This is a genomic window from Actinophytocola sp. (assembly GCF_036002505.1).
Lineage (GTDB): Bacteria > Actinomycetota > Actinomycetes > Mycobacteriales > Pseudonocardiaceae > DASYTH01.
The window spans coordinates 18,919-30,700 of record NZ_DASYTH010000111.1; the positions used below are offsets into that span (position 1 = coordinate 18,919).

The following is an 11,782-nucleotide window of genomic DNA, read 5'->3' on the forward strand; positions in this document are numbered from 1 at the left end:
ACTGGACCGGTGAGCACCGACAACGCCCCCTCGGCCGCACCGGCGCGGCCGGGCCTGACCCGCCGCGGTGAGCTGCGGATCTACCTCGGCGCCGCGCCCGGCGTGGGCAAGACCTACGCCATGCTCGGCGAGGCGCATCGCCGGCTCGAACGCGGCACGGACATCGTGGTCGGGTTCGTCGAAACGCACGGCCGGGCCAAGACCGCCGCTCTGATCGAGGGCCTGGAGGTCGTACCCCGCAAGCACCTGATGTACCGGGGGCACGAGTTCACCGAGATGGACCTTGACGCCGTGCTCGCCCGCAAACCCGAGGTCGCCATCGTCGACGAGCTCGCCCACACCAACATTCCGGGCTCGCGCAACCCGAAGCGCTGGCAGGACATCGAGGAGCTGCTCGACGCCGGCATCGACGTGCTGTCCACGGTGAACATCCAGCATCTCGAGTCGCTCAACGACGTGGTGGAGCGGATCACCGGCGCGCACCAGCACGAGACCGTCCCGGACGAGGTCGTCCGCCGGGCCGAGCAGATCGAGCTGGTCGACATCACCCCCGAGGCGCTGCGGCGAAGGCTGGCGCACGGCAACGTCTACCCCGCCCACCGCGTCGACGCCGCCCTGGCCAACTACTTCCGGCCGGGCAACCTGACCGCGCTGCGCGAGCTCGCCCTGCTGTGGGTGGCCGACCAGGTCGACGTCGCCCTGCAGCGCTACCGTGCCGAAAAGGAGATCACCGACACCTGGGAAGCCCGCGAACGCGTCGTGGTCGCGATCACCGGCGGCCCGGAAAGCGAAACCCTCATCCGCCGGGCGCGCCGCATCGCCGCCCGGGCCGGCGGCGAGCTGCTGGTGCTGCACGTCCTGCGCGGCGACGGACTGGCCGGTGCGGGACCCGACACCGTGGCCAAGCTCCGCGCGCTCGCCGACAGCGTCGGCGCCACCTTCCATACCGTGGTCGGCGACGACGTGCCCACCGCCCTGCTCGACTTCGCCCGCGGCGTCAACGCCACCCAGCTCGTCCTCGGCACTTCCCGCCGCTCCCGCTGGGCCCGGCTGCTCGACGAAGGCGTCGGCTCCGCCGTCGTGCAGGCCTCCGGCCCCATCGACGTGCACATGGTCACCCACGACGAGGCCGGCCGCGGCTGGCGAATCCACCTCGGCCACAGCGCATTCAGCCTGTCGCGGCGACTCGCCGGCTGGGCGCTGGCCGTGATCGGCCCAGCGATCATGACCGTCCTCGGGCTCCTGCTGCGCCCCCACGTGAGCCTGTCCACCGACGTCGTCGGCTACTTCCTCGTCGTCGTCCTGGTCGCCCTGCTCGGCGGGCTCGGCCCGGCCGTCGCCGCGGCGTTCCTGTCGGCCGGGTTGCTGAACTTCTTCTTCACCGAGCCCTACTACACCCTGCTCGTGGCCGACGTCGAGAACGTGATCACCCTGATCGCCATGCTCATCGTCGCCGTACTGGTCGCGCTGGTCGTCCACCGCGCCGCCCGCCGCGCCGAGCAGGCCGCCCGCGCCCGTACGGAAGCAGCGCTGCTCGCCTCCTACGCGCGCACCATGCTCACCCACCCCAAACCGCTGGACCGGCTGCTGGACAAGGTGCGCGAGAACTTCGGCATGACCTCGGTCGCCCTCCTGGAACGCCGTGACGGCGGGTGGCAGCAGGTGGCCTGTGCCGGCGCCCCGGGCTGCGCCGAGCCCGACGAGGCCGATGTGGACGTCGCGGTCACCGACGAGGTGCACCTCGCGCTGCGCGGCCGCGCTCTCCCGGCCGCCGACCGCACCGTCCTCGAGGGCGCCGCCGGGCAGGCCCTGGTCACCCTGCGACACCAACGCGCCGCGATCGAGGCCGCCGAAGCCAAACGGAAAGCCGCCACGACCGAGCTGCGCACCGCCCTGCTCTCCGCCGTCGGCCACGATCTGCGCACCCCGCTCACCTCCATCAAGGCCGCCGTCAGCAGTCTGCGTGCCCCCGACCTCGAACTGTCCACGGAAGACAGGATCGAGTTGGAGGCGACCATCGAGGAGTCCGCCGACCGGCTCACCGCCCTGGTGAGCAACCTCCTCGACTCCTCCCGCCTGGCCACCGGCGCGGTCGAACCCCAGCTCCGACCGGTCGGCTACGACGAGATCGTCGCCCGCGCACTGTCCCATGTAGACGGAAACGGGCGGTTGACGGTCGATGTCGACGAGCAACTCGCACCTGTGCTGGCCGACGAGGGTCTGCTCGAACGGGTCGTCGCCAACGTGATCGACAACGCCCTGCGCCACGCCGACAGGTCACCGGTCGCCGTGCGGGCCAGTACCTACGCTGACGAGGTGCAGCTGCGGATCGTCGACCACGGCAAGGGACTGCCGAAACAGGCCATCGAGCAGATGTTCGCGCCGTTCCAGCGACTCGGCGACCGGGACAACACCAGCGGCGTCGGCCTCGGCCTGTCGGTGGCCAAGGGTTTCGTCGACGCCATGGGCGGCAGCATCCGCGCCGAGGACACCCCCGGCGGCGGCCTGACCATCGTCATCGCCCTGCCCGTCGCCGCGGCGCGCCAGCCATGACGAAGGTGCTGGTCGTCGACGACGAACCGCAGCTGGTCCGTACCCTGCGGATCAACCTCACCGCCCGCGGCTACGAGGTCATCACCGCGCACGACGGGGCCGCCGCGCTGCGCGCCGCCGCCGACACCAAACCCGACGTGATCGTCCTCGACCTCGGGCTGCCCGACATCGACGGCGCAGAAGTTATCGACGGCATCCGCGGCTGGAGCACCGTGCCGATCATCGTGCTGTCCGCCCGCGTCGGCTCCACCGACAAGGTCGCTGCCCTCGACGCCGGCGCCGACGACTACGTCACCAAACCCTTCGGCATGGACGAGCTCCTCGCCCGCCTGCGCGCCGCCGTCCGCCGCGCCACCACCACGACCGGCGGCGAGGAAGAACAGGTCGTCGACACCGCCGCGTTCACCGTCGACCTCGCCGCCAAGAAGGTCCGCCGCGACGGCACCGACGTGCACCTCACCCCGACCGAATGGGGCCTGCTCGAACTGCTGGTCCGCAACCGCGGCCGGCTCGTGTCGCAGAAGCAGCTGCTCGCCGAGGTCTGGGGACCCAACTACCAGACCGAAACCCACTACCTGCGGGTCTACTTCGCCCAACTGCGCCGCAAACTCGAACCGGACCCCGCCCATCCCCGGCACGTGATCACCGAACCCGGCCTCGGCTACCGGTTCGAGTCCTGATCACTCACTGTCGAGGTAGCGCTGGTACAGGGCATCCCACACGTCAACCCGCTCCAGCAGCTCGATCACCCCCTCGCCCGTGTCGGTGAGCTCGTCTCGGTGGACGTGGGGTCGTCGCCGTCCCAACTGCCCTGATGGTCACGGCGGCGGACGGCGCCATGGGCGGCGAGCGCCCGCAACGCCACCATCAGCCGGCACCGGCGCACATGCAGCATTCGACCCAACTGCTGCCGAGTCCACGGCCGGGTGGACAGCGCGTCGAGCACCTCGACCACATACGGCTGACTCACCAGCCGCACCACCGCCGCCTCATCGTCAGGATCGACGAACATGCCCCACGCTAAGAACAAACGACCCGAATCCCGCGACCCGTGCCGAATTCCTGATGCCGCCCCAACACCTCCCCGACCAATCTTGATGCAATCCTTACGGCTATTGATGGGATCTTTACGCCGCGACTACGGAGTCAACGCCTCGTCGCCCTTACGCTCGCGGGCGTGGCGTCTCCCCCCGCGTTGCTGAAACGGTTGGTGGTCGGTCGGCCCTTTCGCAGCGACAAGCTCGGCGAGACCCTGCTACCGAAACGGATCGCCCTACCGATCTTCGCCAGCGACCCGCTGTCCTCGGTCGCCTACGCCACCCAGGAAATCCTGCTCATCCTGACCCTGGGCGGCCTGGCCTACCTGCACCTCGCGCCCTGGGTCGGGCTCGGCGTCGTGGTCCTGCTGGCCGTCGTGGTGATCTCCTACCGCCAGGTCGTGCGCGCCTACCCGTCCGGTGGCGGCTCCTACGAGGTCGCCTCCCGCAACCTCGGCCGCTCCGCCGGGCTCGTCGTAGCCGGCGCCCTGCTGGTCGACTACATCATGACCGTCGCGGTCTCCGTGGCCGCCGGCGTGGACAACATCATCTCCGCGGTGCCCGAGCTCAACCCGCACCGCGTGGCCATCAACCTCGGGTTCATCGTGTTCCTCACCGCGATGAACCTGCGCGGCGTCCGCGAGTCCGGCCGCGCGTTCGCCGTGCCCACCTACGCCTTCGTCGCCGGCGTCTACCTCATGATCGTCGTCGGGCTGGTGCGCACGATGGGCGAGCACGCGCCGGTCGCCGAGAGCGCGGCGTACGACATCCGGCCGGAGCAGGTCGGACTGTCCACAATGGCGCTCATCCTGCTGGTACTGCGTGCGTTCTCCTCCGGCTGCACCGCGCTCACCGGTGTCGAGGCCATCTCCAACGGCGTGCCCGCGTTCCGCAAACCCAAGGCGCAGAACGCCGCCCGCACCATGACCGCGATGGGCCTGATCGCGATCACCATGTTCGCCGGGGTCACCCTGCTCGCCATGATCGCCGATGTGAAGATCGCCGAGGACACCTGCGACCTCGTCGGCTTCCGCGGCGACTGCAACTCCGACGCCCAGCGCACCGTGATCGCCCAGCTCGCCGCGGCGGTCTTCGGCGGCGACCACACCTTCCTGTTCTACTACCTCCAAGCCGCGACCGCGCTGATCCTGATCCTGGCCGCCAACACCGCCTACAACGGCTTCCCGCTCCTCGGCTCGATCCTCGCCCAAGACCGCTACCTGCCCCGCCAACTGCACACCCGCGGCGACCGGCTCGCCTTCTCCAACGGCATCATCCTGCTCGCCGCCATCGCCGGCGCCCTCATCTACGCCTTCGACGGCTCCACCACCCGCCTCATCCAGCTCTACATCGTCGGCGTCTTCACCTCCTTCACCCTCTGCCAGGCCGGCATGGTCCGCCACTGGAACCGCGAACTATCCCATGTGGAATCTCCAGCCGAGCGGCTGCGCATCCACCGCTCCCGCATCATCAACGCCCTCGGCGCCACCTTCACCGGCGTGGTCCTGGTCATCGTCATGGCCACCAAGTTCACCCACGGCGCCTACCTCGTCGTCATCGCCATCCCCCTGCTCTGGCTCATGATGCGCGCCATTCACCGCCACTACGACCGCGTCCGCGCGGAACTGCGCCCCGACACCGGCAGCGAAACCCTCCCCAGCCGCGTGCACGCCCTCGTCCTCGTCTCCACCCTCCACAAACCCACCCTCCGCGCCCTCGCCTTCGCCCGCGCCACCCGCCCCGACACCCTCACCGCCATCACCGTCAACATCGACGACAACGAAACCCGCGCCCTCCAAAAAGAATGGGACACCCACAACCCCAAAATCCCCCTCAAAGTCCTCGAATCCCCCTACCGCGAAATCACCCGCCCCATCATCACCTACGTCAAAAACCTCCGCCGCGAAAGCCCCCGCGACGTCATCTGCGTCTACATCCCCGAATACGTCGTCGGCCGCTGGTGGGAAAACCTCCTCCACAACCAAAGCGCCCTCCGCCTCAAAGGCCGCCTCCTCTTCGAACCCGCCGTCATGGTCACCAGCGTCCCCTGGCAACTCGACTCCACCACCCACCGCAACCTCGAACGCACCGACCACACCCCCGGCGAAATCCGCCGCGGCATCACCCACCACCCCACCCCAACCAACACATCCCCACCACCGCGCTGACCATCGGCCACCGGCGCACGACATGGCGCGATCGTGGCAATGGATTCCGCACCTGGCTCAGGCAGCCCGCTCCCAGCGACCCGCTGAGCGAGCAGGCCGCGCCACATTCACCCGACGGCAGCGCGCGTGTCCGCGGCAAGCACATCTCCACCGGCGGCGTGGACGCGCGAGGTCGAAGCACGGTCGGCCGGCTGCATCGCGTCGGGCTGCGCACGACGCACGCGGACAAGAGGCCGCCGCGAGTGATCGCCCGGCTACCCGGCTCGTGAGCCGCTAGCGTCGGGCCATGATCCTGCACATCGTCCCCCGCGGGGACTACCGGCCGGGTGAGTCCTACCGGGCGGCATCCCTGCAGACCGAGGGTTTCGTGCACTGCTCGGACTTCGGCACCGTGCATCTGCCGGCCGACCGCCTCTTCGCCGGCCGCACCGACCTGGTCCTACTCGAGATCGACCCGGCCCGGCTCGACGTCCCCGTGTGCTGGGAGCCCGGCGTGCCCGCCAGCCCCGATGGCGTCCGGTTCCCGCACGTCTACGGTCCCATCCCAGCGGCCGCGGTCGTCGCGGTCCACGACTTCGCTGCGGCCGAGGACGGTTTCCACCTGCCCGCGGCGCTGGCCGGTGAGGCGGGCCCGTCATGACCGAAGAGGACAAAGAGCGGTGGCAACGCGCCGCCGAGCAGGAGAAGGAGTGGTGGCTGCGGCGTGTCGCCGGGCAGGAAGAGGAATGGCTGCGGCAGAGCAACCTCGCCTACGGCGGCCTGATCGGCGTGGGCATCGTCATGGTCCAGCAGTTCCTCACCGCGCCATCGCTCGACCTGCCCGCCAGGATCTGTGTCATCACGTTCGCCGTGGCCATTCCGCTGCTCGCCGCCCTGGTGATGGTCAACCGCCAGGAAGCCTTCCGCCGACGGGCCACGAAATCGATCCTCGTGTCCATCACCAAGGCGGTCGCCCAATCCAGCGCCTTCGCCGGGATCGTGGCCGGATTCTGGCACATATCGTGGATCGCCGGAGTAGCCGTGCTGGCCAGCGCAATCCTGGGGATGGCCGTCCATTCCGCGGGATACGTGCGCCTCGAGCGGGACGTCGGCGACTAGCACGGCAGCCGCACTTCGTATCCATGTTGGCGCCTCACGTCGCCGTGTTGGCGTCTGGCGTGGGTGTGTTGGCTGGTGACGATGCCGCCGGACACCGCCGAGGACAACCCCGACGCTCATCCGGCCAACATGGCGACGCCAGGGGCCAACACACCGAACCCCCACCGCCACGCGAACTCACGGTCACGTCCGTGATGACATGAGTTCATGCCCCAATAACGATGACCAGCCCGCCCCTCACGGGAACGGGCTGGTCAGCATCTGTAGCCCCGACGGGATTTGAACCCGCGCTACCGCCTTGAGAGGGCGGCGTCCTAGGCCGCTAGACGACGGGGCCGGACGTGGACACCGCGAAGCGCTCCGAGGTGCCGGGGACTCATCGTAGACCACGCTCCGTCCGGCCCGGGAATCGGGCCGGGGTGTGCTCGGACGTGCAGGTCAGCAGGGGTGGAGGGGGCGGGCGTGGTGGCCGGGGTGGTGGGGAGCACGATGAGCCGTGATCTGTCCCGTGGAGCGAGGTGGTGACGGTGGTGGCGGGAGTCTCGGTGCGGGGGTTGGGGGGTGCGTTCGCGGCGCTGCGGATTTTCTCCGGCGTGGTGTGGTTGAGTAATGGGTTGGCGAAGGTCTTTCTTAATTCTGACAGCCGGGTGGACTGGGGTTTTGTTGAGTTCAACCTGATCAACCAGCCTACCGCGCGGGGCTTGCTGGAACGGGCTTCGCGGGACACGTGGCAGCCGTTGCGGGGGATCTACAACGATTTTGTATTGGGTAACTGGGGATTCTTCGCGTGGTTTCTGACGGTTGCGGAGTTGCTCGCGGGGGTGTTGCTCGTGCTGGGGGTCGCGAGCCGGCTCGGGGCGACCATCCCGCTGCTGCTGATCGCGCCGGTGTGGATCATGATGCTGCCGAAGGGGCTCTATCTGTGGGAGTACCCGAACGAGCTGGTTCCGTTGCTGCTGCTGGCGATTGTGCCGTCGGGGCGAGTGTTCGGGCGGGACCGGACGCTGGCGCCGCGGTTCGGCGGGCGGTGGCCGTTCTAGTGTCCCGAGTCGGCAGTTCGTTGAACGATTCGTCCTGGCCGGAGGGGTGGTTGGCAGGTCCCGGTGGGGAAGCAACGTCACGTTGTGCTCCCACGCCTTCCGCGCAGAACTTAGTGGTCGGTTTCGGAAGTTCTTCGGGGTTTCGGGCTGTCAGACGGGGTTGTGGTCAGACAAGGTGTGGAGTCCGATGTGTGGCCGTTGGCTCTCGGTACGTGCGGTTGGTTGGTGAGCGGCGGGGCAGTCGCTTCGCCTATACGACAATGGCGACCTTGCCGCTGGCGTGATGTTCCAGCACGTGTGCGACGGCACTGGCAGTCTTGTCGAACGGGTAGGTCTGCTCGATGACCACCCTGACCTTGTCGGTTTCGAGAAGACGGACGAGCGCGTTCAGGTTCTCGCGGTTCACGGCGAGCGTGACGAACTTGACGTTGGTAGCACCCCTGCCCATCAGCGTTGCCCGCGCCACCCTCGGCAGGCCGGCCAGCAGCCCTCCGGTGTTCCCGATGCTGTTCGGGATGAGTACCCCATTGGGCGCCAGCAGCCGTGCGGCGGCCTTCGGCGAGTGGTTCAGCACATTGTCCAAGATGACGTCGTAACGTTGCTGGCTCTGGGTGAAGTCCTGCTTCGCGTAGTCGATCACGTGGTCCGCGCCGAGCGATCGGACCAGCTCGACATTGCGGGTGCTGCACACCCCCGTCACCTCGGCGCCGAGCGACTTGGCGATCTGGACCGCCATCGTCCCGACGCCGCCCGAGGCTCCGTTGATGAGGACCCGCGTGCCGGGGCGCACCTGGCCCACGTCGCGCATCGCGATCAACGCGGTCAGCCCCGTCATAACCGACGCGGCAGCCTCCTCGAAGCCGAGTCCGACAGGCTTCTTCACGAGCTGGGATGCCGGCGCGACGGTGTATTGCGCGAACGCTCCAGCCTGCGAGCCGGTGGTGCTGCCCCACAGGGACCCGAGCACCTCGTCGCCGGGCTGGAGGTCGGTGACTCGCGGGCCTACCGCCTCCACGACGCCGGCGACGTCGCTGCCCCGGACCTGGTGCGACGGTCGCCGCAGCCCGGACCGCAGGCGAAGGGCGTAGGGCACCCCCGCGACAGTGGCCCAGTCCGGGGTGTTGACGCTCGTGGCCCGGACTCGGATGAGGACGTCGTCCGCACCGATCGACGGTCGGGCCGTCTGATCGAGCCGAAGCACACGCTCCGGCGCTCCGTAGCCGTCCTGGATGATGGCCTGCATCGTGGGGGGATCGGTCGTCATGCTCTTGTTCCTCCTGCTATTCGTAAACCCGCCACGAGGTGAGGTCCGTGTCTGGGACACCGTCGACGTGGTGCGGCGGTCGAGCCTGGCAAGCGGCGTTGCTGTACCCGTCTTCTCGTCAGGGCACTCGAGTCCCAGGGTCGCGACCGGTCGTCCGGCGCGCTCGTTGACACGTGCCCCTGAATGGCGTCGCCAGACGAGGTAGCCGTTGCTGTGGACGTGTAGCTGGTCGTCGGCTTGGGAGACCCGTTCCTTGTCCGGCGACCTGATAAGCTCGACTGGGCCTTACGCCGTAAGGGTGCTGCGTACACCGTAAGGCTAGCCCGTACACCGTAAGGGTGTCAAGGGAGGTTTCCTCGGACGACAAGAGTCGGCATCGGAGGGAGGATTAGCTCATGAAGATCGCCGGACTGGGCAAGACAGGCGCGGAACGCCGCACTCAGCTGACCAGGGAGCGGGTGGTGGCAGCTGGCATCGAGCTCGCGGGTCGGGACGGCATCGAGTCGATCAGCATGCGCAGGCTCGCGCAGGAACTGGGTGTCGAGGCGATGTCCCTCTACACCCATGTACGCAACAAGGACGACCTGCTCGACGGCATGGTCGATGCCGTGATCGGCAAGATCCCGACGAGTGCCAACGGTGCTGACTGGAAGACGTCGCTGCGTCAGATGGTGCTCGCCGCACGCAGCGTCGTCCTCACTCACCCGTGGGCACCCCGCCCCATCGAGTCGCGAACCACGCCCGGGCCCGCCATGATGCGATACGTCAACACCGTGATCGGCGTCCTCCGCGAAGGTGGCTTCACCATCGCACAGGCGCATCACGCCCTGCACATCCTCGGCAGCCGCGTACTCGGGTTCACACAGGATCTTTTCGACGACTCCGGAGACCTCGAGCCGGAGACGGCCGCCAGCCTCGCCAGCGAGCTCGGCGCCGCCCTTCCCTACGTCGCGGAGATGGCCCTCGCGGTCACCCACGGAGGCGCCCTCGGGCGCTGCGATGACGACATCGAGTTCGAGTTCGCGCTCGACTTCATCCTCGACGGCCTCGACCGGCTCCAGAGCAGCTGACCGGGCACCGGCTCCCAGCCGGCCTCGAACCTCGGGCTTCGAGGTCGGTTTCGGAAGTTCTTCGGGGTTGGTTTGGTGGTCAGGCCGGGTTGTCGAGGTAGAGGCGGCAGGCGCCGTCGAGGGCTTCTTCGGGGCTGCCGGTGGGGAATCCGGTGGGCAGGATCTGGTTTTCGTAGCGGTCGCTGCTGGCCAGGTAGAGCCCGAAGCCCCAGTGCTGGGCTGATCCGCCGTAGCGCAGCCGGATCAACGGCTGGGTGGTTCCATCGGCGAGTTGGGCCTCGACGTAGGCGAACTGTCCGCGGTAGCGAACTTCCAGGGCTTTGACCTGCGGCCAATGGGCCCGGGCATGCACGGTCAAGCGTTGCCGCAGGGAGAGCTTGGTGGACTCGGGCGGGGCGGCCATGGGCACTATCGTGCCCGACCGACAAGGTGGGCGCTGCCCTGTCAGTCGATCATGAAATGTGCGGTGGCGATGCCCGCAGTTGCTGCGTGTCCTGTGACGGTGACCGGTGCCGTGCGCCGGCTGTTGATCCGACGGGCGAGAGGCCAGAAGACTCCGTATCGAGACAAGATCCGTGCGCAGATCGTGTTGCTTGCTGCGCGTCAGTGGCCTAACACGCGGATCGCTGCGGAGTTGCGCGTCACGGTGGATACGGTGCGCACCTGGCGTGGCCGGTTCGCCGCCGAGGGCTTGGCCGGGCTGGTGGATCGTCCCCGGTCTGGGCGGCCGTCCCGGTTCGGCCCGGTGCAGGTGGCGCAGGTCAAGTCGCTGGCCTGCCAACTGCCCGCCCGCGCGGGAGCGCCGTTGTCGCGGTGGTCGTGTCCGGAGTTGGCCCGCGAAGCCGTCACACTGGGCGTCGCCGAGGCGATCTCGGCGTCGACGGTGCGTCGGTGGCTGGCTCGTGAGGCAATCAAGCCGTGGCAGTACCGGTCGTGGTTGTTTCCCCGCGACCCCGACTTCGGGGTGAAGGCTGAGCGGGTTCTTGACCTGTATGAACGGCGCTGGAACGGCAAGAAACTGGGGCCAGATGAGTACGTGATCTCCAGTGATGAGAAGACCTCGATCCAGTCTCGGTGCCCGCTGCCATCCCAGCCACCGTGCAAAGCCCGGATGATGCGGGTCAACCACGAGTATGAGCGGGGTGGGGCGCTGGCCTATCTGGCCGCCTACGACGTGCACCAAGCCCAGGTGTTCGGCCGCTGCGCGCCCTCGACCGGCATTGTGCCGTTCATGGCACTGGTCGAAGACGTCATGAGTACCGAGCCGTATGCATCGGCCAAGCGGGTGTTCTGGATTGTGGACAACGGGTCCTCCCACCGCGGCAAGAAAGCGATTGATCGTCTGGCCGCGCGGTTTCCCAACGCGGTCATGGTGCACACACCGGTGCACGCGTCCTGGTTGAACCAAGTGGTGCGACACGAAGTCGCATGAGAGCAGTGGAACTCGTCGAAGGAGGATCGGCTGATGTCGATGGTGTAGTTCTCGGTCCAGTGCGCAAGGACCGTCCCCGCTTCGGCGTGCGTCGCGGGTAACTGCGGGGTGCGAAGCCCG

Annotated in this window: 11 protein-coding genes and 1 tRNA gene; 8 read left to right on the top strand and 4 right to left on the bottom strand. The window is 68.3% G+C overall.

What is annotated here, in order from left to right:
* Positions 1-9 precede the first annotated feature (9 nt).
* On the top strand, positions 10-2,553 hold the full coding sequence (locus VGR06_RS08865) for a sensor histidine kinase (RefSeq protein ID WP_327558495.1): 2,544 nt from the start codon (positions 10-12) through the stop codon (positions 2,551-2,553).
* Entirely contained in the window at positions 2,550-3,233 is a 684-nt protein-coding gene (locus VGR06_RS08870) for a response regulator (protein WP_327558496.1), read from the top strand. Before VGR06_RS08865 ends, VGR06_RS08870 begins: the two co-directional genes overlap by 4 nt.
* Before the next feature lie 65 nt (positions 3,234-3,298).
* On the opposite strand, the gene VGR06_RS08875 is transcribed toward VGR06_RS08870, so the two are convergent.
* Complete coding sequence (locus tag VGR06_RS08875) at positions 3,299-3,565, bottom strand: hypothetical protein (RefSeq protein WP_327558497.1); 267 nt, start codon at positions 3,563-3,565, stop codon at positions 3,299-3,301.
* A gap of 165 nt (positions 3,566-3,730) precedes the next feature.
* On the opposite strand from VGR06_RS08875, the gene VGR06_RS08880 reads away from it, so the two are divergent.
* The 3 genes from VGR06_RS08880 (at position 3,731) to VGR06_RS08890 (ending at position 6,856) form a co-directional block, all read left to right on the top strand.
* Positions 3,731-5,758 (top strand): APC family permease, encoded by a 2,028-nt coding sequence (locus tag VGR06_RS08880; protein ID WP_327558498.1) that lies wholly within the window; start codon positions 3,731-3,733, stop codon positions 5,756-5,758.
* Positions 5,759-6,044: 286 nt separating this feature from the next.
* Positions 6,045-6,398, top strand: a complete 354-nt coding sequence (locus tag VGR06_RS08885) for a DUF952 domain-containing protein (RefSeq protein ID WP_327558499.1) — start codon at positions 6,045-6,047, stop codon at positions 6,396-6,398.
* Positions 6,395-6,856, top strand: coding sequence for a hypothetical protein (locus tag VGR06_RS08890; protein WP_327558500.1), 462 nt, complete (start codon positions 6,395-6,397; stop codon positions 6,854-6,856). The genes VGR06_RS08885 and VGR06_RS08890 overlap by 4 nt, the downstream gene beginning before the upstream one ends.
* A gap of 264 nt (positions 6,857-7,120) precedes the next feature.
* Here VGR06_RS08890 and VGR06_RS08895 read toward each other — a convergent pair.
* A tRNA-Glu gene (locus VGR06_RS08895) sits at positions 7,121-7,193 on the bottom strand.
* Positions 7,194-7,377: 184 nt separating this feature from the next.
* On the opposite strand from VGR06_RS08895, the gene VGR06_RS08900 reads away from it, so the two are divergent.
* Entirely contained in the window at positions 7,378-7,896 is a 519-nt protein-coding gene (locus VGR06_RS08900) for a DoxX family membrane protein (protein ID WP_327558501.1), read from the top strand.
* 250 nt (positions 7,897-8,146) lie between these two features.
* Here the strand turns inward: VGR06_RS08900 and VGR06_RS08905 are convergent, their stop codons facing one another.
* Positions 8,147-9,160 carry an NAD(P)-dependent alcohol dehydrogenase gene (locus VGR06_RS08905; protein WP_327558502.1) on the bottom strand — a complete coding sequence of 338 codons (1,014 nt, stop codon included), beginning with the start codon at positions 9,158-9,160 and terminating at the stop codon, positions 8,147-8,149.
* Positions 9,161-9,555: 395 nt separating this feature from the next.
* Here VGR06_RS08905 and VGR06_RS08910 point away from each other — a divergent pair, with 395 nt between their 5' ends.
* The gene (locus VGR06_RS08910; protein ID WP_327558503.1) at positions 9,556-10,230 is read left to right on the top strand and encodes a TetR/AcrR family transcriptional regulator C-terminal domain-containing protein; all 675 of its coding nucleotides are present in this window, start codon (positions 9,556-9,558) and stop codon (positions 10,228-10,230) included.
* Between the two features lie 79 nt (positions 10,231-10,309).
* Here VGR06_RS08910 and VGR06_RS08915 read toward each other — a convergent pair whose 3' ends face one another.
* Positions 10,310-10,633 carry a hypothetical protein gene (locus tag VGR06_RS08915; protein ID WP_327558504.1) on the bottom strand — a complete coding sequence of 108 codons (324 nt, stop codon included), beginning with the start codon at positions 10,631-10,633 and terminating at the stop codon, positions 10,310-10,312.
* Positions 10,634-10,732: 99 nt separating this feature from the next.
* On the opposite strand from VGR06_RS08915, the gene VGR06_RS08920 reads away from it, so the two are divergent.
* The gene (locus tag VGR06_RS08920) at positions 10,733-11,662 is read left to right on the top strand and encodes an IS630 family transposase (RefSeq protein WP_327558505.1); all 930 of its coding nucleotides are present in this window, start codon (positions 10,733-10,735) and stop codon (positions 11,660-11,662) included.
* Positions 11,663-11,782: the final 120 nt, after the last annotated feature.